Origin of the sequence: Patulibacter brassicae (genome assembly GCF_033949425.1) — a bacterium.
Classification (GTDB): domain Bacteria; phylum Actinomycetota; class Thermoleophilia; order Solirubrobacterales; family Solirubrobacteraceae; genus Patulibacter; species Patulibacter brassicae.
The window spans coordinates 945772-968682 of the sequence record NZ_JAXAVX010000001.1 but is presented as its reverse complement, the minus strand read 5'-3'; the positions used below and the strand labels follow the sequence as shown (position 1 = coordinate 968682).

The following is a 22911-nucleotide window of genomic DNA, read 5'->3' as shown; positions in this document are numbered from 1 at the left end:
CGGGCGACCGGGCGCGTCGCCGCATCCCGCCGATGCGCCGCCGGGCGGGAGCCGCGCGCCTGCGGTCGCCGCCCGGCGGATACTGCCGGGGATGACCGGCGCGGGGCGGACGAAGGGCGAGCGGACGCGGCAGCGGATCCTCGACGCGGCGGCGGAGGTCCTCGCCGAGCAGGGCGTCGAGGGGGCGAGCGTCACCGCGATCGCCGCGCGAGCGGACCTGCGGCCCGGGAGCCTCTACTTCCACTTCCCGTCGCGGACGGCGCTCGTGGAGGCGGCGATCCGCGAGGCCGTCGCGCGGGCCTCGGCCCGGGTCGACGAGGCGGTCGGCGGAGCGTCGGGCGACCCGGTGGCGGCGCTGCGCCGGGCGGTCGCCGCGCACGTCGGGGCGCTCGACGAGCTCGGGGCCTACGGCGCGCTGGTCCTGCGCGACGACGGGGGACTGCCGGACGCGCTGGCCCGCGAGCGCAACCGGCTGCTGGGGGAGTACGCCCGGGGATGGGCGGCGATCGTGGCCGCGGCGCAGGCGTTGCCCCCGGGTTCGCCGCCGCTCGTGGCCGAGCTGCTCATCGGGGCGATGAACAGCGGCCTGCGGCGCGACGGCCGCCCCGCGCACGACGCGGGCGCGCGGACCACGACGCTCCTGGCGCTCCTGCGGCTTGACGAAGGAATCGAATGAGCATTAGATTCTGACGCATGTCAATCGCCGTGCCGCCCGCCGCGGGGTCCCCGTCGTCCGCGACCGCCGTCCGGGACGCGGACGCCGGCGCGGCGACGCAGCGGCGCTGGGGCCCCGCCCACTGGCTCGCGCTCGTCGGCGTGGCCCTCCTGGCGTACATGGCGTGGACGCTCGCCGGGTGGCTCGCCGACGGTCCCGACGAGGTGACGACGGGACGCGACACGGCGAGCTCCAGCCGCGTCGTTGCGTGGGGTCTGACCGGCCTCCTCTGGGTCCTCGCGCTCGGCGTGGTGGCCTCGGTCGTGCGCGAGAGCCGGCGGCTGGGGCGGCTGAGCTTCGACGGCAAGCTCGCGATCGGCCTCGTCTGCGCGAGCTTCTGGGACACCTTCGTCAACTGGATCCAGCCGATCTGGTTCTACAGCGCGAACTGGCCGCTGAACCTCAACGACTGGTGGGCCAACGCGCCGGGGATCGTCAGCCCGGCGGCCGGGGAGGGGGCCTTCCCGGTCCTGATGATCGTGCCGCTCTACGTCTGCTTCGTCATCGAGGCGCGGCTCATCGGGCACCTCCTCGCGGCGCTGCGCCGGCGCCGCCCGGCGATCGGCACGGCCGGCCTCGTCGCCGCCGCCGCGGGATCGGCGGTGCTCACGAGCATCCTCGTCAGCACCGTCATGATCCGGCCGCACCTCTGGGGCGGTCCCGGCATGCCGGTGCCGATCACGGGCGGCGACCATCACTGGTCGCTCTTCGAGTTCGGCTACATCGTCGCCTGGGCCACGACGCTCGGGCTCGTGCGGTTCTTCGTCGACGCGCGGGGCGAGCGGATCACCGAGCGGGGGCTCGGGCACCTCCCGGCACGCGTCCGGACCGCGGTCTCCACGCTCGCGACGATCGCGGTCTGCTGCGTCTCGGTGATCGGCTGGTCGACGCCCGTGATGCTCGCCGGGCTGCACGCGGAGCCGTATCCGGCGTACCCGCCGGCGTTGCCCAACCGGACCTGCGACACCGCGACGAGCTCGGGCACCGCCTACGGCCCGTGCCCGGGATCGCCCGGCTTCCGGATGCCCGTCCGGGGCGCGAGCGACGCGCCGTGACCGCAGAGCGGCGGCCGGGCGACCGAGCCCCTCCGCTACGGTCCGCGCGTGCCCGACGCCGCCCCGACGCCCGACGAGCCGCTGCGCGTCGGCACCCACTCAGGGTCCTTCCACGCCGACGAGGTCTTCGCGCTGGCGACCTTGCGCCTCGCCCGCGGGCCGCTCGAGGTCGTGCGCAGTCGCGACCCCGAGCTGCTGGCGACCTGCGCCCTGCGGGTCGACGTCGGCCGCCGCCACGATCCGGCGACGGGCGACTTCGACCACCACCAGGGCGGGGTCGGCGAGCGCGACAACGGCGTCCGCTTCGCGTCCTTCGGCCTCGTCTGGCGCGAGGTCGGGCGCGAGCTCGCCGGGTCGGAGGCCGTCTGGGAGGCGGTCGACGCGCTGCTCGTGACGCCGATCGACGCGGGGGACAACGGACAGGAGCTGTACGACCCGCGGATCGAGGGCGTCCAGCCCTACGGGATCAGCGGCGCGATCGCGGCGATGAACCCGCCGTGGGACACGGAGGACGGCGCGCGGGTCGAGCGGGCCGCCTTCGACGACGCGATCGACGTCGCCGAGCGGATCCTCCGCGACGAGCTGGCCCGCGCGCAGGCGCGGGAGCGGGCGGGCGACCTCGTCCGCGCCGCGCTGGCACGCAACGCCGCCGGGGACCCCCGGATCCTCGAGCTCGATCGGGGCATGCCGTGGCGCGACGTCGTGCTCGCCGAGGCGCCGGACGTGCTCTTCGTCGTCTATCCGCGGACGAACGACTGGGGCGTGCAGGCCGTGCCCGCCGCGGCGCACGGGTTCGCCAACCGCCGCGACCTGCCGGAGCCCTGGGGCGGGCTGGAGGGCGAGGAGCTGCAGCGGGCCAGCGGCGTCGCGGACGCCGTCTTCTGCCACATCGCCCGCTTCCTCGCGGTCGCGCGCTCCCGCGACGGCGCGCTCGCCCTCGCGCGCCTCGGACTGCCGGACGCCTGACCGCGCCGCCCGGCGCGGCGCAGGCCGCCGCCGGCGAGGCGGTCTCGGCCCGCCACCAGTCCCGACCCAGGGGCCTCCCAGGCCGCGACGGCAGGGTCGTCGCATGCTCCACCCCAAGTCCATCGCCCTCGTGCTCGTCAGCGGCGCCGCGGCGCTCGCGGCCGCCGGCTGCGGCTCCTCGTCGTCGAGCGACGGCCCGAGCAACGCGGCCGCCACCCAGCAGCAGGCCGGCACGAGCACCACGCCGCGCACCGGTACCACGACCACCCCGCAGGACGCCGCCGGCTCCGCGGCCCAGGGCGGCCCCGGCGCCGCCGGCGGATCCCCCGGCGGGGGCGGCGGCGCGCCGTCCGAGGAGGACCTCGCCACGATGGCCGAGGCGCTCGGCGTCTCGACGAGCGAGCTCCAGGCCGCGATGGCGTCGCTGCGCGAGGACCGCTCCTCCGGCGAGCGCCCGGATCCGAGCGCGATGGCCGAGAAGCTCGCGAAGGCGCTCGGCGTCTCGCAGGCGAAGGTCGAGGCCGCGCTGCAGGCCTCGCGGCCGTCCGGCCCCGGCGGCGGGACGCCGCCCTCCGGGAACCCGCCGAGCGGTGGCGGTGCCCCGGACGGCGCACCGTCCGGCGACGGCTCGTCGTCGAGCTCCGACTCCAGCACGACGAGCGGGACCGTCACCGGCCAGCAGAGCTGAGCCCCGCGTCGCGGGACCACGCAGCACCACGGCGGCGCGCGACGCGCCCCGCGGCACCACCCGACGACGCCCCCGAGCGGCCGGCCACCATGCCGGCCGCTCGGTCGTTCCCGGCCCCGCGGACGGCGCCCGTCCCAGCCCGCGCCGGCGCGCCGGGCCTCCCAGTCACGTCTCAGCCTTCCCGGAGCCGGTCCCCACGGGCCCCCCGCAGCATCGCCTCCATGAGCACCGCCCCGAAGACCGCCGAGCGCGCCGCGGCCGCCCACGGCGGCCCGGCGCCCGTCGTCGAGGTCGTCGTCCCGGTCCACGACGAGCAGGCCGCCCTCGCCGCCTCGATCCGCCGGCTCCACGACCACCTCACCGCCGAGATGCCCTACCCGTGGCGGATCACGATCGCCGACAACGCGTCGACCGACGCGACGCCGCGGATCGCCCGGGCGCTCGCCGACGACCTGCCCGGCGTCGGCCTGCTGCGCCTGGACCAGAAGGGCCGCGGCCGCGCGCTGCGGGCCGGCTGGTCGGCGAGCGAGGCGGCCGTCGTCGCGTACATGGACGTCGACCTCTCGACCGACCTCGCGGCGCTGCTGCCGCTCGTCGCCCCGCTCGTGACCGGGCACAGCGACGTCGCGATCGGCACCCGGCTCGCCGCCGGCTCGCGGGTCGTCCGCGGCCCGAAGCGCGAGCTCATCTCGCGGACCTACAACCGGATCCTGCGGCTCTCGCTGCACGCCCGCTTCAGCGACGCGCAGTGCGGCTTCAAGGCGATCCGCGCCGACGTCGCGCGGGAGCTCCTCCCGGAGGTCCGCGACGAGGGCTGGTTCTTCGACACCGAGCTGCTCGTCGCCGCCCAGCGCGCCGGCCACCGGATCCACGAGGTGCCGGTCGACTGGGTCGACGACCCGGACTCGCGGGTCGACATCGTGCAGACCGCGCGCGACGACCTGCGCGGCGTCGCGCGGCTGCTCGTCGCCGGCGCCCGCCGCAGCACCGTCGGGCCGTTCCTCGCGATCGGCGCCCTCTCCACGATCGCCTACGCGCTCCTCTACCTCCTGCTGCACGGTCCGCTCGGCGCGGGTGGCGCGAACGTCGCCGCGCTGGCGATCACCGCCGTCGCCAACACGCAGGCGAACCGCCGGCTGACCTTCCGCGTCCGCGGACGGGAGGGCCTGGCGCGCCACCACGCGATGGGCGCGGTCGTCTTCGTCCTCACCGTCCTGCTCACGAGCGGCGCGCTGAGCCTCCTGCACGCGATCGACCCCGCGCCGTCGCGCGGCGTCGAGCTGACGGTGCTCATCGCCGCGAGCATCTGCGCGACCGTCACCCGCTTCGTGGCGCTGAAGACCTGGGTCTTCGCGCACCGCGGCCGGCACGACGCGTCCGCCACCCGCCGCCCGGCGGTGACCGTCGCCGGTCCCGTCGTCCGGCGCCTCGTCCCGCTCGGCGAGGCGGCCGGCGTCGCGCGCCGCGGCGCCCCGGCCGCCGCCGCCCCGCGCCGCGGCGGACGTCCCGCGACCGGCCGCGGCACGCCGCCGCGCGTCGACGACGACCACGCGTCCGCCCCGGGCGAGCGCGCCACCTCCTGACCTCCGACCCCGAACCCCGACATCACCATGGCCACTCCTCCGATGACCCTCCCGGGCCGCCTGCGCGGCGCACCCGGACGGACCGCCGAGCGCGCCCGCACGGGCGCGCGCGGGCTCGCCCGGCGGCCCGAGCTGCTCGGCCTGCTCCTGCTCGCCGGCGTCCTGAACCTCTGGGCGCTGGACCAGAACGGGATGGCGAACGAGTACTACTCCGCCGCCGTCCGCTCGATGACCGAGAGCTGGCACGCCTTCCTCTACGGCTCCTTCGACAGCGCCGGCGTGATGACGGTCGACAAGCCGCCGCTCGCGCTCTGGATCCAGGCGCTCTCCGCCCGCGCGTTCGGCCTCAGCGCCTGGAGCATCCTCGTGCCCCAGGCGCTCATGGGGGTGGCGACCGTCGGCCTCGCCTACGACCTCGTCGCCCGGCGCTTCGGGCGTCCCGCGGGCACGGCCGCCGGGCTGGCGCTCGCGCTGACGCCGATCGCGGTCGCGGTCTCGCGCCACAACAACCCGGACGCGCTGCTCGTGCTCTGCGCGACGCTCGCGCTCTGGGCGACGCTCCGCGGCCTCGAGCAGGGGCGGACCCGCTGGCTCGTGCTGGCCGGCGTCGCCGTCGGCCTCGGCTTCGAGGCGAAGATGGCCGCGGCGCTGATGGTCGTGCCCGGCATCGTGGCGGCCTGGCTCTGGATCGCTCCGACGGGCCGCCTGCGCGCGGTCCGCCAGGTCGGCGCCTTCGGGCTCTCGGCGGCGGTCGTCGGCCTCGCCTGGCCCATCCTCGTCTGGCTCACGCCCGCCACGGATCGGCCGTGGGTCTCCGGGACGAGCGACAACTCGATCTGGTCGCTGATCTTCGGCTACAACGGCCTCGGCCGGCTCTTCGGGCAGAGCGGCGGGCCGGGCGGCATGGCGGGTGGCGGCATGGGCGGCGGCCCGATGGGCGGCGGGGGCGGCGGGGGCCTCTCCAGCGGGGGCACCTTCGGCGGCGACCCGGGCGTCCTGCGGCTGCTGAACCAGGCCCTGGGCGGCCAGGCCGGCTGGCTGCTCGGCGCGGCGATCGTCGCCGGCCTCGGGCTGCTCGTCGCCACGCGGCTGCGCCGCGACGACGCCCGCACCGGCTTCCTCCTCGTCGTCGGCGGCGCGGGCCTGGTGACGGCGGTCGCCTTCAGCCGCGCGGAGGGCATCTTCCACCCGTACTACGTCTCGCTCATCGCGCCGTTCGTCGCCGCGCTCGTCGGCGCCGGCGTCGGCACCGCGTGGCCGGGACGGGCGACCGTCGCGCTCGCCCCGTCGGCCGCGACGAGCGCCGCGTCGGCGGGGACGGCCGCGGTCGCGGGCCGTCCGTCGTCGGCGCCGGCTGAGGCGGAGGCCTCGCCCGGGCACCGCGGCGGACGCGCGGCCACCGCGATCCACGAGGCGCTGCTCGGTCCGCGACTGCGGGCGGAGCGGGCTGCCGCGACGGCGGGGGCGTCGGCCCCGGCAGCCGGGCGTCCGACGCCGGGCGCGTCCCCGGCCAGCCGCGGCGAGCTGCCCGCGCGCGTGCTCGGTCCCGCGCTGCTGCTCGGCGGGCTCGTCACGGAGCTCGTCGTCCTGCGCCACTCGGCCACCGACCTGGGCTGGTGGGAGGTGCCGTTGATCGTCGGCACGCTCGCCGTCGCCGGGGTCCTCGCCAGCGGCCTGGCGCCGCGGATCCGGCGCTGGGCGCTCGCGGTCGGCGTCGCGCTGCTGCTCGTCGCGCCCGGCTCCTGGTCGTTCGCCACGCTCGGGCACGCGACGTCGGGCACGTTCCCGGCCGGCGGTCCGGCGAGCAGCGGCATGGACCGCTTCCGCGGCGGTCCCGGCGGCCGGATGGGCGGCCCGGGCGGGGCGATGGGTGGTGGCCCGGGCGGGATGCCCGGCGCGGGCCCGGCGAGCGGGCAGGCCGGCGGTCCCCCGGCGATGCCGGGCGCGTCGAGCTCGGCGAGCGGCCGGTCCGGCGGCCCGCCGGCGATGCCGGGCGCGAGCGGCTCGAGCGCCACCGGCCGGTCCGGCGGTGCGTCGGCCGTCCCCGGCCGGGGCACGTCGGGCTCCGGCGGCTCGTCCGCGTCCCGCGGCGGCGGGATGGGCGGCCCCGGCGGCGGCGGGATGTTCGGCGGCAACACGCGGTCCCTGAGCGCGGCGGTGACCTACGCGGCCGCGCACGGCGGCGGGACCGTGGCGGTCTCGAGCCAGAGCGGCGCGGCGTCCTCGATCCTCGCGGCCGACGGGAACAGCCCGGTCGTGGCGATCGGCGGCTTCTCCGGCCGCGAGAGCCAGGTGAGCGTCGCGTGGCTGGCCGACATGGTCGAGGCCGGGAAGATCCGCTGGGTCGTCGCCGACAGCGACGGCCTCGGCGGGATGCGCGACGGCCGGGTCGGCGCCAGCGACGTGCTGGCGGTCGTCCAGCAGGTCGGCAAGGAGGTCTCCAGCGTCGACGGCCTCTACGACCTGCAGGGCCTGGCCTCGGCGCTGCGCGCCGCGGGCTGACCGGTCGCGACCGGGGGGCGTGCGCGGCGCGCCCCCTCCGGTCGTCCCGGACGGACGCGCCGCGCCGCGCACGCCCCCGGTGCGCGTCGCGGCGGCAGTCGGCGGGTCGCCGGCGCGCGTCGCGGGGCGCACGCCGCGAGGTCGCGGGAGCGGCCCAGGGTGTCCCCAGGAAGCTCACAGCTTCGGGAGCGATACTGCCCGCATGGCCACCGAGACGTCCTCCGCTCCGGGCGCCCGCGTCCTCGTCGTCGACGACGAGCCGAACATCGTCGACGTCGTCTCGATGGCCCTCCGCTTCCAGGGATTCGAGGTCGCCACCGCCGCCACCGGCGAGGACGCGCTCGCCCAGGTCGAGGCGTTCCGACCGCAGATCATGGTCCTCGACGTGATGCTGCCCGACACGACCGGGTTCGACGTCGCCGACCGCCTCGGCGCGCAGCGCGGCCACGTGCCGATCATCTTCCTCACCGCCCGGGACGCGACGGAGGACAAGCTCCGCGGCCTGACGAGCGGCGGCGACGACTACGTCACGAAGCCGTTCAGCCTCGAGGAGCTCGTCGCCCGGATCCGCGTCGTCCTGCGCCGGACCGGCCAGGAGACCGAGACCTCGCCGGTCCTGCGCTTCGAGGACCTCGAGCTCGACGAGGACACGCGCGAGGTCACGCGCGCCGGCGAGCTCGTCGAGCTCACGGCGACCGAGTACCGGCTGCTGCACTACTTCCTGCGCAACCCGCGCCGGGTGCTGACCCGCGCGCAGATCCTCGACCACGTCTGGGACTACGACTTCGGCGGCGACGCCCGCGTGCTCGAGACGTACGTCAGCTACCTGCGACGCAAGCTCGAGGTCGAGGGCGCCGACGGGCAGCTCATCCACACCGTGCGCGGCGTCGGCTACGCGCTGCGCGCCCCGAGGCGCTGAGCGTGTCGCTGCGCCGCTCGGTCGCCCGGCGCGTCGCCGGCCTGTCGCTGCGTGCCCGGTTGCTGCTCGCGCTCGTCCTGCTCGTCGCGCTCGGCATGGTGGTGCTGGGCGGCGTCGTCTACGCGAGCCAGCGCTCGTTCCTGCTCGACCGCGCCGACGACCAGGCGGAGGCCGCGCGACCCGCCGTCCTGCGCCAGATCACGCGGGACGCGCTGGGCGACCCCTTCGGTCGCGCGAACGGCTCCCGCTCGTCGGGCGTCTCCGGGACGACGTCGCCGCTGTTCCCGGCCGGCGGCGGCCCCGGCGGGCCGCCCGCGCCGCGCGACGTGCCCGTCAGCGCCTACGGCCAGCTCCGCGACGCGCAGGGCAACGTGCTCGCCGCGGCGCGGGTGACGCAGTTCGCCGAGGATCTCCCGAGGCCGCGCCTGCCCGAGCGACTCGACGCGGGGCGGGCCTTCACGACCGGCAGCGCGGCCAGCGGCGTGCGCTACCGCGTGCGGACGTTCGGCTCGCCGGACGGCGCGGTCCTCGCGGTCGCCGTCCCGCTGACGAGCGTCGACGAGTCGCTGGACCAGCTGCTGCTCGTCGCGGCGATCGTCATCGTGCTGACGCTCGTGCTGCTGGCGGCCGTCGCGTGGTGGATCGTCCGCCTCGGGCTGCGGCCGCTGGAGCGGATGGCCGACACCGCGGACGCGATCGCCGCCGGCGATCTGTCCCGGCGCGTCGAGGAGAGCGGCGACCCGGCGGAGGTCGGTCGTCTCGGCAGCGCGCTGAACGGGATGCTCGGCCGCCTCGAGGGCGCCTTCGCCGAGCGCGAGGCGAGCGAGGAGCGGCTGCGCCGGTTCCTCTCCGACGCCTCCCACGAGCTGCGCACGCCGCTCGCGTCGATCCGCGGGTACGCCGAGCTGCACCGCGTCGGCGCGCTGCCCGACGGCGAGGCGGTCGACCGCGCGATGGGCCGGATCGAGGACGAGTCCGCGCGGATGGGCACGCTCGTGGAGGAGCTGCTGCTGCTCGCGCGCCTGGACGAGACGCCCGAGCGCGCGCAGGACCCCGTCGACCTGGCGATCCTCGTCGAGGACGCCGCCCACGACGCCCGCGCCACCGCGCCGACGCGCGAGGTCACCGCGACGGTCACGAGCGAGGACGCCGTGGTCTCCGGCGACGCCGACCAGCTGCGCCAGGTGCTCGCGAACCTCGTGCGCAACGCGCTCGTCCACACGCCCGACGACGCGGCCATCGACCTCGCCGTGCGGCGCGACGGCGCGACGGTCGAGGTCGAGGTCCGCGACCACGGCCCGGGGCTGCCCGACGGCGATCCCGAGCAGCTCTTCGGGCGCTTCTGGCGCAAGGAGGGGGCGGGCCGCCAGCGCGGCGCCGCCGGCGCCGGTCTGGGCCTGGCGATCGTCGCCGCGATCGTGGAGGCGCACGAGGGCACCGTCGCCGCCCGCACGGCCGAGGGCGGCGGCGCGGCGTTCCTCGTGCGCCTGCCGCACCGCCCGGCCGTCGCCGCCGACGCGTGAGCGCGCGCCGCCGCCGTCCCGCGGCTCGATCGGCCACGGGCGCCGCGACGGCGGCGGCGACGGGTTGGCCGGGCCGCCCTACGGTCGCCCGCCGGCGGTGCGGCCGACCACGACGTAGTCGTCGAGCAGCTGCCACGCCGGGGCGACCTCGGCGAAGCCGGCCTGGCGCAGGGCCGCGACGTGGAAGCCGATCGTCGTCGGCGGCGGCGCGTCGCGGCCGGCGAAGCGCCGGTCGCGCTCGGCGAGGAGCGCGGCGCCGCCGGGCTCCTCGCGGACCTCGTCCCACCACGCGTCCCACGTCGGGGCGCCGGCGGCGAACGCCGCCTCCTGGGTGGCCCGGTCGTGCTCCGCGGCGACGCGCGCCAGCGTCGGGTGCTCGGCGGCGTCGAACCGGAAGTGGTCGCCGTTGGCGAGGATCCCGCCCGGCGCGAGCAGCCCGGCCACCTGGCCGTAGAGCCGCACGAGCTGGTGCGGCGCCAGCCAGTGCAGCGCGGTCGTCGACACCGCGGCGTCGAACCGCGCCGGGCCGTCGTCCCCGGCGGACGCCGTCGCGGCGGCTTGACGGACGGCGTCGATCCAGGCGTCGCCGGCGAGGTCGGCGTCGACGAGCGCGAGCCGCTCGCCGCGGGGCGCCAGCTCGCGCCGCGCGATCCGCAGCAGCGCGGGGTCGAGGTCGACGCCGACGACGCGGGCCTGCGGCAGCGCGTCGAGGATCCGGGCGCTGAGCGAGCCCGGGCCGCAGGCGAGGTCCAGGACGCGCGGCGCCGGTCCCGCGACGCGGCGCACGAGCTCGACGATGACGTCGAAGCGCTGCTCCCGCTGGGCGATGTAGGCGGCCTGCTGGGCGTCCCAGCGCTCGAGGAGCGTCATCCGCGCGCCAGCCCGAGCTTCCGGATCCCCGCGGCGAGCTTCTCGACCGCCCCGACGTTGCGCAGCGAGGGGTCCATGTCCGAGCCCGTCATGACGATGAAGCGGTTCTCGCGCACGGCGGTCAGCCGCTTGGCGACGGGGTTGCTGCGCAGGAACGCGAGCTTCGCCCGCGCGCTGTCGCCGTCGCCGCCGCGGGTGAGGTCGGCGAGCACGAGCACGTCCGGGTCACGCTCGAGGATCGCCTCCCACGAGACCTCGGGCCAGAGCTGCTTCGCGCTCGCGAAGGCGTTCGTCGCGCCCACCCGCTCGGTGATCATCCCCGGGGCGCCGCAGCAGCCCGCGATGTAGGGCGCCTTCGTCGCGGCGTACCACCAGGCGACGTCGACGCCGCGCGCGTCGAGGCCGCCGGTCGCGGTCGCCAGGCGACGCTGCAGGCCGGCGACGACCTGCGCGCCGCGCCGCTCGACGCCGAAGATCGCGGCGAGCTCGCGGACCTCGCGGAACACGTCCTCGAACCGCAGCCGGGACGTCTGGCGCGCGTCCTGCCCGCCGCACTCGCTGCGCGACAGGTACGTGTCGACGCCGAGCTTCGCGAACCGCTCGCGGGGCGCCGTGCCCTCGTCGGAGAAGCCCCAGGCGAAGGTCGTGTAGACGAAGTCCGGCTCGGTCCTCAGCGTCCGCTCGAACGAGGGGAACTCCTTGCCGAGCTGCGGCACCTTCGCGTTGGCGGTCCGGAGCGCCGGCACGACCGGGTCGTTCCACCCGGCCGCGCCGACCATCCGGTCGGCGAGGCCGAGCGTCAGGAGCAGCTCGATCGCCGGCTGGCTGATCGCCACGGCGCGCTCGGGCGCGGCCTCGCGGCGCAGCCGCACGCCGCAGTTGTCGAGGTCGACGCGACCGCCGGCGGAGGCCGTGGTCGTCGTCGCGCCGGCGGCGGCGGAGGGGGCGGGATCGTCGTCGCCGCAGGCGGGCAGCGCGATGGCGGCGATCGCCAGCGCGGCGAGCGCGAGCGGGCGGGCGGGGCGGGTCACGGGGCGGTGGTCCTCTCGGTGGTGGGGGGAGTGGATGCGGCGCTCGGGGCGGCGGCGTCGTGCGGTGCGGGGGCCCGGAGGCGACCGGGCAGGAAGCGGATCGACGGCCGGCCGCCGGGTCCGTCGTCGCCGACGACCGCGCGGACGCGGTAGACGTCGGCGATGAGCCGGGGCGTGAGCACCGCGGCCGGCGTTCCTGCGGCGACCACGCGACCGGCGTCGAGCACGACGAGCCGGTCGCAGAACATCGCCGCGAGGTTCAGGTCGTGCAGCGCGACGACGCTCGTCAGCGGCAGCTCGGCGACGAGCGTCAGCAGGTCGAGCTGGTGGTGCACGTCGAGGTGGTTCGTCGGCTCGTCGAGCAGCAGCTCCCGGGGCTCCTGCGCCAGCGCGCGGGCGATCTGCACGCGCTGGCGCTCGCCGCCCGACAGGGTCGACCAGCGCTGGTGCAGCCGCTCCTGCAGCCCGGTGCGCGCGATCGCCTCGGCGACCGCGCAGTCGTCCTCGGCGCCGACCCCCGACCACGGACGGCGGTGCGGGATCCGCCCCAGCCGCACGACCTCGAGCACCGTGAGGTCCAGCTCGGTCTCCGCGTGCTGCTCGACGAGCGCCAGGCGCTGCGCGACGCGCCGACGCGGCAGGCCGGCGAGGTCGTCGCCGTCGAGGAGGATCGCCCCGCCGGCGGCCCGTCGGACCCCGGCGAGCAGCCGCAGGAGCGAGGACTTGCCCGACCCGTTCGGCCCGAGCAGCCCGAGCGTCCCCCCGGGCGCGACGTCGAGCGCCACCCCGTCGAGGATGAGCCGGCCGCCCGCCGACCAGCGGACGTCGCGCACCGCCAGCGGCGCCCCGCCCTCGCCGGTCATCGGACGGCCCCGCGCCGGCGCAGGAGCAGGGCGAAGGCCGGGACGCCGACGAGCGCGGTGACGACGCCGACCGGCAGCTCCTGCGGGTCGAGCACGGTCCGGGCGAGCGTGTCGACCCAGACGAGGAAGATCGCGCCGACGAGCGCGGTGGTGGGCAGCAGCAGCCGGTGACCGGGACCGACGAGCAGCCGTGCGGCGTGGGGGAGGACGAGGCCGACGAAGCCGATCGCGCCGGCGCTCGCGACGAGCGTCGCGGTGACGAGCGCGGTGACGAGCAGCAGCAGGAGGCGGACCGCCCCGACCGGGACGCCGAGGCTCGCGGCGGCGTCGTGACCGAAGGCGAACGCGTCGAGCGCCGGGGCGCACAGCAGGCAGGCGAGGATCCCGATCGCGGTCACCACCGCGCACACGAGGACGTCGTGCCACTCCGCGCCCGCGAGCGACCCGAGGAGCCAGAAGAGCACCCCGCGGGTCTGCTCCGCGTCGGCCGACGAGGTGACGACGAACGACGTCAGCGCCGAGAACAGCTGCGTGCCGGCGACGCCGGCGAGGACGATCCGGTCGCCGGCCCCGCCCGCGCCCGAGGCGAGCAGCAGCACGAGGCCGAACGCGACCAGCGCGCCGGCGAAGGCGCCGGTGGAGAGCGAGATCGCCCCACCGCCGATGCCCAGGACGATCACGAGCACGGCGCCGGTCGAGGCACCCGACGAGATGCCGAGCACGAACGGGTCGGCGAGCGGGTTGCGCAGCAGCGACTGGAGGATCGCGCCGCAGATCGCCAGCCCGGCTCCGCAGACCGCGGCCAGGAGCGTCCGCGGCAGCCGCAGCTCCCAGACGATGCCGTCCTGGATCCGCGTGACGTCCGCCGTCGCGAGGCCGAGGTGGTCGCCGACGATCGCCGCGACGTCGCCGACCGCGAGGTCGGCCGGCCCGATCGTGATCGCCACCGCGACGGACAGGAGCAGCAGGGCCACGCCGCCGGCCCAGGCCAGGACCTGCAGCGACCGGCGCACCGGTGCCGGCAGCACGGCGGCCGAGGCGCCGGGCGTCGTCGGGAGCTCGTGGGTCATCGGACGGCGGTCAGCGCGCCGGGCTCGCCAGGCCGAACCGGCGCAGGCCCGCGGCGAGCTTCTCGGCGCCGTCGACCGTCCGGATCGACGGGTTGAGGTCGGCGCCGTTCATCGCGACGAAGCGCCGCTCGCGCACGGCGGTCATCCGGCGCGTGACGGGGTTCGTCGTGAGGAAGCGGACCTTCGACCGGAGGTCCTCGGCCGTCTGCTGGCGGCGGGAGAGGTCCCCGAGCACGAGGACGTCCGGGTCGCGGTCGGCGACGGACTCCCAGCCGACCTGCGGCCACTCGTCCTGGGTGTCGGCGAAGGCGTTCTCGGCGCCGACGGCGCGGGCGATGATCCCCGACGAGCCGCAGCAGCCGGCCATGTACGGCGCCTTGTCGTTCGCGAACCAGAACGCGACGGAGGTCCCGGGACGGGCGCGCGTGCGACCGGCCGCGGCGAGCCGCTGCTCGAGCCGCCGCACGAGCCGCTCGCCGCGCTCCGGCACGCCGAAGATCCGGGCCAGCTCGCGAACCTCGCGGTGGATGACCGCCATCCGCAGCGGACGATCGCGGGGGCCGTCACCGCTGCCGCCGCCGTCGCGGTCCTCGCACTCCGACGGCGCCATGTACGTCGCGACCCCGAGCTTCGCGTAGCGCTCGCGGCGGTCCCGGTCCTCGCCGTTGAGCGCGAAGCCGAACGACGCGGTCACGAGGTCGGGCCGGGCGGCGAGCACGCGCTCCATCGCGGGGACGTCGTCGGCGAGGCGGGGGACGCGGGCGTTCGCCGCGGCGAGGTCGGCCCGGACGGGGTCCGTCCACGTCGCGGTGCCGACCAGGCGATCGGCGAGGCCGAGGGAGAGCAGGACCTCGGTCGAGCCCTGGTTCACCGAGACGACGCGCCGGGGGACGCGGTCGATCGTCACCGCGCGACCGCAGTTGTCGGCCAGGCGGACGGGGTGCCCGGAGGCCGGCCCGCTCGGGATGCCCCGAGCCGCCGGCTCGTCGTCGCCGCAGGCCGCCAGCGCGCCGGTCGCGGCGGCGAGCAGCAGCGCGAGGGCCGCGCGCCGGACGGCGCGGGACGGGTGGGTCTCGGTGGGCCGTGAGCGCACGGCGTGCTCCTTCGATCGGGGACCGTGTCGCGCGGTCCTGGTGGGGTGATCCGGGCCGCGGCGCAAGAGCGGCGGCCCGCGAGCCAGCAGGTCTTCGGACTCGGGTTCGATCGGCTCGAGCGCCTTCCCGGGGCCACGACGGGTGGTCGCGGCGCCCAGTGGCGTGGTGCTCGGGCCGTCCCCCTCACCGCTGCGCGTCAGTCCCGGAGTCGCACCGGGTTCCCTGACCCACGTCGTGGGTACGACTGGCTCGCCGCGGCACGATAGCGGACGATGGGAACCGATCTCGTCTGGAAGACTGGCGCCGTCGCGCTCGCGCGGCCACGCCATGGACGACCACGAGCACCACGACCACGGCCGTCACGAGGACGGGAGGGACCCCCGACCCCCCGGGACGTCGGAGGGCCGCCGCGACGCCGCCGCCCCCGCGGCCGCGCGGCTGCGCGACCATCCGGCCGGTCGCCTGCTGCTCGGCGTCGTCGCGCTCGTCGGCGTCCTGACGCTCGTCGGGCTCGTCGTCCTCTGGCCCTCCGGCGACCACGATCCCGGGCCCGGCACGCAGCGGCCCACCGTCGCCGCGACGGTCGTCGAGGCCCGCGCCGCGCCGTGCGCGGAGGGCAGCAGCCAGCGGTGCGCGACGGTCGTGGCGACCGTCGACGAAGGACGCGACGACGGGCGGCGCGTGACGATCGTGCTCGGCCCCGAGGGGGTGGCGCCGTCGCTGGATCCCGGCGATGCGATCCGCCTGAGCGACCAGTCGCCCGACCCGGCCAGCGGCGTGCCGGTCGAGCCGGGCACCGAGCCCGTCTACGCGTACTCCGGCGTCGACCGCCGCATCCCGCTCGTCGCGCTGATGGCGGGCTTCGCGCTGCTCGGGCTGCTCGTGGCCCGGGGCCGTGGGCTGCTGGCGCTGCTCGGCACCGGAGCGAGCCTCGCGCTCGTCGTCCTCTGGCTCGTGCCGTCGATCCTCGACGGTCACCCGCCGCTGCTCGTCGCCGTCGTCGGGGCCCTGGCGGTGATGTTCGTCACCACCGCCCTGACCTACGGCGTGACGGCCCAGAGCCTCGCGGCGGTCGCGGGGATCGGCGTGTCGCTGTCGGTCGCCGCGCTGCTCGGCGGCCTCTGGCTCGGGCTGTCGGGGCTCGACGGCACCGACTCCGAGCTCGGCTCCTTCGCGCTGCAGTCCGGCGAGGCGCTGCCGCTGCAGGGGATCCTCCTGGCCGGCATGGTCATCGGCGCGCTCGGCGTGCTGACCGACACCGTCGTCTCGCAGGTCTCGACGGTCGCGGCCCTGCACCGGACCGCGCCGCACCTCGGTGCGGGCGAGCTGTACCGCGAGGCGTTCGTCGTCGGCCGGGACCACCTCGCGGCGACGATCCACACGCTCGTCCTCGCCTACGCCGGTGCGACCCTGCCGCTGCTGCTCGTCGCCTCCGCCAACGACGTGACGTTCCTCGACGCCGTGAACGACACGACGCTCGCGGAGCCGATCGTCTCGACGCTCGTCGGCTCGATCGCCCTGCTGCTCTCGGTCCCGCTCTCGACGCTGCTCGCAGCGATCCTCGTCGGCCGCCTGCCGGCCGCCACGCTCGGCGACGGGCACGCCCACCACCACTGAGCCGCCCCGAGCGCTCGGGCGCTCACCGTGGCCCGCATCAGCGGTCGCGGAGCCACGCGGCGAACAGCGGGTCCAGCAGCTCGACGCGGCGGCGCTCGCCGCGCCGCAGCAGCTGGCCGTCGGCGACGAGCCGCTCGGTCGTGCTCTGCAGCGTGGAGCGCGAGATCTGGTGCTGCTCGGCGGCGGTCGTCGACGTCGCGGCCAGGCCATCGGCGACCGCGGAGCAGACGGCGCGCTCGGGTCGGGAGAGCGTCGACCAGAGCGCGGCGCAGACGTCGTCGACCTCGCGCAGGGCGCGCGCCCACGCGGCGGCGGCGAGGTCGTCGGTCGGCTCCTCGTCGCGCAGCAGCTCGTGCAGGTGGAAGGCCAGCAGCATCGTGCGCTGGGGATGGCCGCCGGCCGCCTGGACGATCCGCGCGGTGGCGTCCGCGGTGCGCGGGTCCTCGGGCGCCGGCATCCGGGCGAGCACCTCGCGCGTCGTCTCCTCGAGCGGGAGCGGCGGGAGCTCGACCGGGCGCGCCTGGCCGAAGAACGGCCGCTCGCGATCGCCGAACAGCGTCCGCATCATCGAGGGGGAGGACCCCGCGAAGAGGTAGGCGACGCGGTCGCCCTGGTGCTGGATGACCGAGCGCAGCAGGCCGTCGAGGCGCTCGTCGGCGGTCAGGAGGTCCTGGAACTCGTCGAAGGCCACGACGACGAGGTCCCCGTCCGAGGCGAGGTCCGCCGGGAGCCGCAGGAGGTCGCGGATCGCGGCGCGCGCGTCGTCCGGGCTCGGCGTCGCCCGCGCGCCCCGGGGCGCGAGCTGCACCTGCACCCCGGCGGGACCGACGGTCAGCCCGATCCGCGCGAGCCGCGCGGCGATCGCGCCGGGCCCGACGCCCGGGAGCTGCCGCAGTCCCTCCGCGATCCGGTCGAGCACGTCGACGACCGTGGCGACGCGATCGAGGTCGACGAGGGCCGCGTGATGGCCGGCGGCGCGCATCGCCGCGAGGTGCGCGCCGAGAAGGGTCGTCTTCCCGAACCGGCGCGGTGAGGCGAGCCGGACCGCGACGCGGTCGGCCGCGGCGCGCTGGAGCGCGTCGAGCTCGGCACGGCGGTCGATCAGGAGCGTCGGATCGAGCGGTCGCTGGTACTCGAACGGGTTCACGTTCCGACAGGGTACGGGAAGGACGTTCCGGTCTGTACCTCAAAGACATACAGGTATGTATTCCATAGAGGTTCACCAGCCGCCGGGCGGCCCGTCGCGGAGCCGACGAGCAGCGCCCCGCTGGTACCGTGCCCGGCGATTCCAAGCGGAGCGCGGCGTGGGAAGACCGGTGCGAGACCGGCGCGGACCCGCCACTGTGAGCGTCCGATCCGATCGTCGCCGGCACCTCCGGGGTGCGGCCACTGGGACCCGTCCCGCCGACGCGGCGGCGGGCCCGGGAAGGCGCGGGGACCGGGGACGCGAGCCAGGAGACCGGCCCGGTCCGTCCACGTCGAGACCCCTCGGGGATGGGGAGACCGTGCGCACGCGCAGCAGTGCGGGGACCCGCGTCCCCGCCGACCACCGATTGCCGTCGCTTCCGCCGCTCCCGGCCGGCGCGGCCGGCCGCGCGCTCGCCGCGCCCCCCGCGGAGCGGCCGTCGCGCGCGCGCCGCGGCCCGCGCCCGCGGACCGACCGGGTCCTCGACGCCATGGCGGGCGTCGGGCACCGGCCGGGCGGCGATCCCCTGCGCGCGGCGCGTCCCGTCGTCGCCACCGCCTGGTGCGTCGCGGTCGCCGGGGCGACGATCGCCATCACGCATCCGCTCGTCCTGGCGGCGCTCGTGCTCGCGGTGCTCGCCGTCGGCGCGCGCGCCGGTGCCGGTGCGGTGCAGCGACGCGCGCTGCTGCTCGGGCTGCCGCTCGCGCTGCTCGTCGTGCTCGTCAACGGGCTCGTCGTGCGCGACGGCCTCACCGTGCTCGCGCGGCTGGGCCACCTGCCGGTGCTCGGCCAGGTCGACGTGACGCTCGAGGCGCTCGTCAGCGGCGGGACGCTCGCCCTGCGGCTCCTCGTGCTCCTGCCGCTGAGCCTGCTCTTCCTCGTCGCCGTCGACCCCGACGCGCTGCTGCGCGCGCTCCGTCCGCGCTGGCCGACCGCGGCGCTGACGGCGGCCCTGGCGCTGCGGGTCGTGCCGGTGCTCGCCCGCGACGGGCGGCGGATGGCCGACGCCCGCGCGCTGCGGCCGCCGGGCACGCCCGGGGCGCACGACGACCGCGCCGCCCGGGCGCTCGTCGCGCGGGCGGTCGTCGGCTCCGCCCTCGACCGCGCGGGCGACCTCGCCGCCGCGATCGAGCTCCGGGGCCACGGCCTCGGCGTCCGTCCGACGGCGCCCGCGGCACCGTGGTCGCGGCACGACCGGGCCCTGACCGCCGCCACGGCGCTGCTCGTGGTGACGGTGATCGCCGCACTGGCCACCGGGGCGCTGCGGATGACCGCCCTGCCGGAGCTCGAGCTGCCGTTCGGCGGCGCAGCGCTCGCCCTCGGCGGGCTCCTCGTCGTCCTGGCGCTCGTGCCCGCGGTGCTCCCGGGGACCGGTGTCCGCCCGCCCGCGGCCGGCCCGGCGGGCGCTCGCCGGCCCCTCGTCGACCCGCCCGTCGAGCGGCCGGACGAACCGGGAGGCGACCGATGAGCGCCGCGCCGCTGCTGCGGCTGGAGCGGATCTCCTTCCGGCACGGCGACGACGCGCCGCCGTCCCTCGTCGATGTCGACCTGTCCGTCGCGCCCGGGGAGCTCGTGCTGCTCGCCGGGGCGTCGGGGTCGGGCAAGTCGACGCTGCTGCACGCGGCCTGCGGCCTGGCCCCGCACCACACCGGCGGCACGCTCGGCGGGCGCGTCGTCGTCGCGGGGACCGACACACGCGACGCGCGACCGGGTGCGCTGGCCCGCAGCGTCGGCACCGTCCTGCAGGACCCGGAGACCCAGGTCGTCCTCAACGGCGTGCGGTCCGAGCTCAGCCTGCCGCTGGAGCTCCGGGGCGCACCGCCGGCGACGATCGCGCGTGCCGTCGAGGAGGTCGCCCTCGCGCTCGGGATCGAGCGCCTCCTCGATCGCGGCGTCCACGCGCTCTCGGGCGGGGAGCTGCAGCGGGTCGCGCTCGGCGCCGCGCTCGCCGCCGGCGGCACCGGACGCGACGCGGTGCGGCTGCTCCTGCTCGACGAGCCGACCTCGCAACTGGATCCGGTGGCCGGCGACGAGCTGCTCTGGCTCCTGCGCCGGCTCGCCGAGGAGCAGGGGATCGCCGCGATCGTCGCCGAGCACCGGCTCGATCGCTGCCTGCACCACGTCGACCGCGTCGTCGCGCTCGACGCCGGCCGCGTGGCCTGGGACGGCCCGCCGACGGCGTTCCTCGCGTGGGCGGCCGACCGCGCTCCCGACCTGCTGCCGCCCGCGGCGCGGCTCTTCGCGCTCGCGGGCCGCACGCCGCTGCCGCTCGGGGTCCGCGCGGCCCGGGAGGCGCTCGGGCGCGATCCGACGGGCGATGGCGACGCGTTTCGTCACGGCCGGGCGACGGACGAGTCCCCGGCGCGCGACGCGGGACGGGGCGGCGGCCGGCTCCGCCGGAGGCGGCGCGGGGAGCGGACCGTCGGCGCGCCGGTCGCGGCGGCGGCCGAGGGTCTCTGGCTCGAGCTGCCCGATGGTCCGGCGGTGCTGCGCGGCGTCGACCTGCGGATCGCGCCGGGCGAGCGGGTCGCGCTGCTCGGCCGCAACGGCGCGGGCAAGTCGACGCTCCTGCGGACCCTCGCCGGGCTGCACGCCCCGACGCGGGGACGGGTCGTCCGCGGCGGGCGGGTCGGGCTCCTCACCCAGCGCCCCAGCGACCACCTCCTCCACGATCGCGTCGCGGACGAGGCCGACCCGGCGGCGTTGGAGCGCGCGGGCGTCGCGCACCTCGCCGATCGGCACCCGGGCGACCTCTCGGGCGGCGAGCGGCAGCGGGTCGCGCTCGCCGTGGCGCTCGGCGGCGCCGACCGGCCGGCGCTCGTGGCGCTCGACGAGCCGACCCGCGGGATGGACGGCGCGGCCCGGCGGCGGCTCGGTGCCCAGCTCGAGGCGCTGGCCGCCGAGGGCACCGCGATCCTCGTGGCGACCCACGACGTCGAGTTCGCCGCCGAGGTCGCCGACCGCGCGCTCCTGCTCATCGACGGGCGCCTCGCCGCCGACGGCCCGGCCGGCGAGGTGCTCTCGGGAGGCTGGTACTTCGGCACCCAGACGGCGCGCGTGCTCGCCGACCGCGTCGTCGGGCCGCCGCCGCTGACGCCGTCGGCCGGCGCGGCGCTGCTCGGCGACGTGCGCATCGCGAACCGGGACGTGCGCCCGTGAGCGGCTGGGTGCTGCCGGCGCTCGGCGTCGCCTGCGGCGCGGTCCTGCTCGGGCTGCGCTGGTACGAGCGGTCGCGGCCCTCGCCACGCGTCCTCGCGCTGGTGGCGACCCTCGCGGCGCTCGCCGCGATCGGGCGGGTGGCGTTCGCGCCGCTGCCGAACGTCAAGCCGACGACCGACATCGTCCTCGTGGCGGGGTTCGTGCTCGGTCCCGCGCCGGGGTTCGCGGTCGGCGCGTTCGCGGCGCTCACGTCGAACGTCCTCTTCGGCCAGGGGCCGTGGACGCCGTGGCAGATGCTCGCCTGGGGGCTGTGCGGCCTGATCGGGGCGGGCCTCGGCGCCGCGACGCGGGGACGTGCCGGCCGCTGGACGCTCGCGCTCACGTGCGCCGCGGCCGGGCTCCTGTTCGGGCTCGTCATGAACCTCTCGACCTGGCTCACGTTCTCCGGCGAGCCGTCGGACGGCCTGCTGCTCCTCCTCGGCACCGCGCTGCCGTACGACCTCGCCCACGCCGCCGGCAACCTCGTGCTCGCGCTGCTCTTCGGCCCGGCGGCGATCGTCGCCCTCCGGCGGTCGGCCCGCCGACGCGACGGGCGGTTCGTCGCGGCCGACGCCTTCGATGCGGAGGCGTCGTGCGCCCCGCCGAGCGTCAGCCCCGCCGGCGCAGCGCGGTGAGCGCGTCGCGCAGCTGCTCGTCGTCGACCACCCCGCGACGGTGGAGGTCCAGGAGCTGGGCGACCTGCGCGGTCGCCGGGACGCCGTCGGACGACGCGCCGTCGCGACCGAGCGCGCCGGTGGCCAAGCCGTGGACGAGCAGCGCATGGAGCTGGGTCGGCGCGTCGCGATCCGGAGGCGCGACGCGGGACGGCGCCGCACGCGGCGCGGCAGCGCGGGGCCCGGGGAGCGTCGCCGCCGCGAGCCCGGCGAGCAGGGCGAGGACCGCCGGCACCCCGAACGCCCCGACGACGATCCACGTCGCGAGGGTCGCGTCGGTGACCGGCGCGGCCTCGAACCGCGCGACGTAGGTCCCGGTCGCGACGGCCCCGAGCAGCAGCGCCAGGCCCGTGCCGGGCAAGCCGCGGCGACGGGCGAGCAGCGCGATCCCGATCGGGCCGAGGACGACCAGCGCCGCGACGCCGCCGAGCAGCGCCGAGGCGAACCCCGGCGGGCAGTCTCCCGCGTCGCCGCCGCACTCCGACGGCCCGCGCGCGACGTGGAACGCCGCCCAGCTCAGCAGGCACGCGGCCGCGACCACGAGCACCGCGCCGAGGACGGCCCGCCGCAGCCGGGGCGTCGACCGCGCCGCGCTCACCGTCCCGCCTCGTCGACGGCGAGCGTGCGATCGGCGCCGGGCTCCCCCTCCACCGAGAGCGTCCACCGCAGCTGGCGGCGGGTCGTCGTCCGCGGGACCAGGCCGGTCCCGAACGCGACGCTCGTGCTCGTGACCACGGACGCGGTGACCGTCGGCTCGGGGGCCGGCGGGCCCATCCGTGCGAGCCGGCGGGCGAGCACCCGCAGCGCCCGCTCGGGGCGCAGGTCGCGCAGCCGGACGCCGTTCGTGGCGATCGCGCCGCCGCCGGCCAGCAAGGTCGTCCCGCGATCGCCGTCCACGCCGATGCGGATCCAGCGCCGCGACCCGGTGGACGCGACGACGGTCAGCAGGACCCGCGTCGGCGTGGCGGTGAGGCTCTCGACGCGCTCGCCGGCACGGATCTCGGGCGCTGCGCGCTGCAGCGCCCGACGCATGCCGGCCGGGCGCAGGAGCGACCGGGGACCGAGCGGGTCGTGCGTCAGCGCGAACGCGATCGCGCGCGACTGGTCCGCACCGACGTCGACGGCGTGGCGCAACGTCGCGGCCACGGCACCGCCGCCGGCCACGAGCAGCAGGGCGACGGCGAGCAGGCGACCCAGCGCGCGCAGCACGGGCGGCCGCGTGGAGGGGCCTCGCCGACGCGCCACCGCTGAGCGGGTCGGGAAGGTCGGCGAGGACTCCTCGGCACGGCGGCCGAACGGATCGAAGGGCGTGTCGGGGGCGGGCACGCGCCCCGCAGCCTAGGACCCGTCGCGGATC

General features: G+C 77.5%; 20 protein-coding genes and 2 riboswitches. Of the genes, 12 read left to right on the top strand and 8 right to left on the bottom strand.

Translation table 11 applies throughout. The annotated features are described in order from the left end of the window. The first annotated feature begins 91 nt into the window (after positions 1-91). The 8 genes from SK069_RS04385 (at position 92) to SK069_RS04350 (ending at position 9951) form a co-directional block, all read left to right on the top strand. On the top strand, positions 92-676 hold the full coding sequence (locus SK069_RS04385; protein ID WP_319952965.1) for a TetR/AcrR family transcriptional regulator: 585 nt from the start codon (positions 92-94) through the stop codon (positions 674-676). A 17-nt stretch (positions 677-693) separates the two neighbouring features. Next, positions 694-1770, top strand: coding sequence for a spirocyclase AveC family protein (locus tag SK069_RS04380; protein ID WP_319952964.1), 1077 nt, complete (start codon positions 694-696; stop codon positions 1768-1770). Between the two features lie 48 nt (positions 1771-1818). Then, positions 1819-2736, top strand: coding sequence for an MYG1 family protein (locus tag SK069_RS04375; protein ID WP_319952963.1), 918 nt, complete (start codon positions 1819-1821; stop codon positions 2734-2736). 103 nt (positions 2737-2839) lie between these two features. Next, complete coding sequence (locus SK069_RS04370; RefSeq protein WP_319952962.1) at positions 2840-3424, top strand: hypothetical protein; 585 nt, start codon at positions 2840-2842, stop codon at positions 3422-3424. A gap of 221 nt (positions 3425-3645) precedes the next feature. Continuing rightward, positions 3646-5007, top strand: coding sequence for a bifunctional glycosyltransferase family 2/GtrA family protein (locus SK069_RS04365; RefSeq protein WP_319952961.1), 1362 nt, complete (start codon positions 3646-3648; stop codon positions 5005-5007). Between the two features lie 42 nt (positions 5008-5049). Beyond that, the gene (locus SK069_RS04360) at positions 5050-7509 is read left to right on the top strand and encodes an ArnT family glycosyltransferase (RefSeq protein ID WP_319952960.1); all 2460 of its coding nucleotides are present in this window, start codon (positions 5050-5052) and stop codon (positions 7507-7509) included. 202 nt (positions 7510-7711) lie between these two features. Further along, positions 7712-8428 (top strand): response regulator transcription factor, encoded by a 717-nt coding sequence (locus tag SK069_RS04355; protein WP_319952959.1) that lies wholly within the window; start codon positions 7712-7714, stop codon positions 8426-8428. Between the two features lie 2 nt (positions 8429-8430). After that, positions 8431-9951, top strand: a complete 1521-nt coding sequence (locus SK069_RS04350; RefSeq protein WP_319952958.1) for a sensor histidine kinase — start codon at positions 8431-8433, stop codon at positions 9949-9951. Between the two features lie 78 nt (positions 9952-10029). Here SK069_RS04350 and SK069_RS04345 read toward each other — a convergent pair whose 3' ends face one another. From SK069_RS04345 to SK069_RS04325, 5 genes are read right to left on the bottom strand one after another with little or no spacing between them, the layout of a single operon-like run. Further along, on the bottom strand, positions 10030-10821 hold the full coding sequence (locus tag SK069_RS04345) for a class I SAM-dependent methyltransferase (protein WP_319952957.1): 792 nt from the start codon (positions 10819-10821) through the stop codon (positions 10030-10032). Further along, the gene (locus SK069_RS04340) at positions 10818-11852 is read right to left on the bottom strand and encodes an ABC transporter substrate-binding protein (protein ID WP_319952956.1); all 1035 of its coding nucleotides are present in this window, start codon (positions 11850-11852) and stop codon (positions 10818-10820) included. The genes SK069_RS04345 and SK069_RS04340 overlap by 4 nt, the downstream gene beginning before the upstream one ends. Beyond that, a complete protein-coding gene (locus SK069_RS04335) occupies positions 11849-12715 on the bottom strand; it encodes an ABC transporter ATP-binding protein (RefSeq protein ID WP_319952955.1) in 867 nt (288 codons plus the stop codon). Before SK069_RS04335 ends, SK069_RS04340 begins: the two co-directional genes overlap by 4 nt. Beyond that, positions 12712-13785, bottom strand: coding sequence for a FecCD family ABC transporter permease (locus SK069_RS04330; RefSeq protein WP_319952954.1), 1074 nt, complete (start codon positions 13783-13785; stop codon positions 12712-12714). Before SK069_RS04330 ends, SK069_RS04335 begins: the two co-directional genes overlap by 4 nt. 10 nt (positions 13786-13795) lie before the next feature. Further along, on the bottom strand, positions 13796-14878 hold the full coding sequence (locus SK069_RS04325; RefSeq protein ID WP_319952953.1) for an ABC transporter substrate-binding protein: 1083 nt from the start codon (positions 14876-14878) through the stop codon (positions 13796-13798). A gap of 80 nt (positions 14879-14958) precedes the next feature. Continuing rightward, positions 14959-15130, bottom strand: a riboswitch (cobalamin riboswitch). A gap of 76 nt (positions 15131-15206) precedes the next feature. Here SK069_RS04325 and SK069_RS04320 point away from each other — a divergent pair. After that, positions 15207-16496: a YibE/F family protein gene (locus SK069_RS04320; protein WP_319952952.1), complete on the top strand. Its 1290-nt coding sequence runs from the start codon at positions 15207-15209 to the stop codon at positions 16494-16496. Positions 16497-16533: 37 nt separating this feature from the next. Here the strand turns inward: SK069_RS04320 and SK069_RS04315 are convergent, their stop codons facing one another. After that, positions 16534-17643, bottom strand: a complete 1110-nt coding sequence (locus SK069_RS04315) for an AAA family ATPase (protein WP_319952951.1) — start codon at positions 17641-17643, stop codon at positions 16534-16536. A gap of 158 nt (positions 17644-17801) precedes the next feature. After that, a riboswitch (cobalamin riboswitch) is annotated at positions 17802-17958 on the top strand. A 214-nt stretch (positions 17959-18172) separates the two neighbouring features. Between SK069_RS04315 and SK069_RS04310 the strand changes: the two genes are divergently transcribed. Genes SK069_RS04310 through SK069_RS04300 form a run of 3 tightly spaced genes read left to right on the top strand, consistent with a single transcriptional unit; the run spans position 18173 to position 21515 of the window. Further along, the gene (locus SK069_RS04310) at positions 18173-19150 is read left to right on the top strand and encodes a CbiQ family ECF transporter T component (RefSeq protein WP_319952950.1); all 978 of its coding nucleotides are present in this window, start codon (positions 18173-18175) and stop codon (positions 19148-19150) included. Continuing rightward, positions 19147-20841, top strand: coding sequence for an ABC transporter ATP-binding protein (locus SK069_RS04305; protein ID WP_319952949.1), 1695 nt, complete (start codon positions 19147-19149; stop codon positions 20839-20841). Before SK069_RS04310 ends, SK069_RS04305 begins: the two co-directional genes overlap by 4 nt. After that, the gene (locus SK069_RS04300) at positions 20838-21515 is read left to right on the top strand and encodes an ECF transporter S component (RefSeq protein ID WP_319952948.1); all 678 of its coding nucleotides are present in this window, start codon (positions 20838-20840) and stop codon (positions 21513-21515) included. The genes SK069_RS04305 and SK069_RS04300 overlap by 4 nt, the downstream gene beginning before the upstream one ends. On the opposite strand, the gene SK069_RS04295 is transcribed toward SK069_RS04300, so the two are convergent. Continuing rightward, positions 21490-22152: a hypothetical protein gene (locus SK069_RS04295; protein WP_319952947.1), complete on the bottom strand. Its 663-nt coding sequence runs from the start codon at positions 22150-22152 to the stop codon at positions 21490-21492. The two genes, SK069_RS04300 and SK069_RS04295, sit on opposite strands and share 26 nt — an antisense overlap. Beyond that, a complete protein-coding gene (locus SK069_RS04290; RefSeq protein ID WP_319952946.1) occupies positions 22149-22880 on the bottom strand; it encodes a hypothetical protein in 732 nt (243 codons plus the stop codon). Before SK069_RS04290 ends, SK069_RS04295 begins: the two co-directional genes overlap by 4 nt. Positions 22881-22911: the final 31 nt, after the last annotated feature.

What these genes read in the sequence shown, in the direction of transcription:
- SK069_RS04310 (WP_319952950.1), top strand. Translation starts at nt 18,173, where the DNA reads ATGGCGGGCGTCGGGCACCGGCCGGGCGGCGATCCCCTGCGCGCGGCG.
- SK069_RS04345 (WP_319952957.1), bottom strand. Translation starts at nt 10,821, where the DNA reads ATGACGCTCCTCGAGCGCTGGGACGCCCAGCAGGCCGCCTACATCGCC.
- SK069_RS04365 (WP_319952961.1), top strand. Translation starts at nt 3,646, where the DNA reads ATGAGCACCGCCCCGAAGACCGCCGAGCGCGCCGCGGCCGCCCACGGC.
- SK069_RS04335 (WP_319952955.1), bottom strand. Translation starts at nt 12,715, where the DNA reads ATGACCGGCGAGGGCGGGGCGCCGCTGGCGGTGCGCGACGTCCGCTGG.
- SK069_RS04305 (WP_319952949.1), top strand. Translation starts at nt 19,147, where the DNA reads ATGAGCGCCGCGCCGCTGCTGCGGCTGGAGCGGATCTCCTTCCGGCAC.
- SK069_RS04370 (WP_319952962.1), top strand. Translation starts at nt 2,840, where the DNA reads ATGCTCCACCCCAAGTCCATCGCCCTCGTGCTCGTCAGCGGCGCCGCG.
- SK069_RS04360 (WP_319952960.1), top strand. Translation starts at nt 5,050, where the DNA reads ATGACCCTCCCGGGCCGCCTGCGCGGCGCACCCGGACGGACCGCCGAG.
- SK069_RS04330 (WP_319952954.1), bottom strand. Translation starts at nt 13,785, where the DNA reads ATGACCCACGAGCTCCCGACGACGCCCGGCGCCTCGGCCGCCGTGCTG.
- SK069_RS04385 (WP_319952965.1), top strand. Translation starts at nt 92, where the DNA reads ATGACCGGCGCGGGGCGGACGAAGGGCGAGCGGACGCGGCAGCGGATC.
- SK069_RS04380 (WP_319952964.1), top strand. Translation starts at nt 694, where the DNA reads ATGTCAATCGCCGTGCCGCCCGCCGCGGGGTCCCCGTCGTCCGCGACC.
- SK069_RS04320 (WP_319952952.1), top strand. Translation starts at nt 15,207, where the DNA reads ATGGACGACCACGAGCACCACGACCACGGCCGTCACGAGGACGGGAGG.
- SK069_RS04355 (WP_319952959.1), top strand. Translation starts at nt 7,712, where the DNA reads ATGGCCACCGAGACGTCCTCCGCTCCGGGCGCCCGCGTCCTCGTCGTC.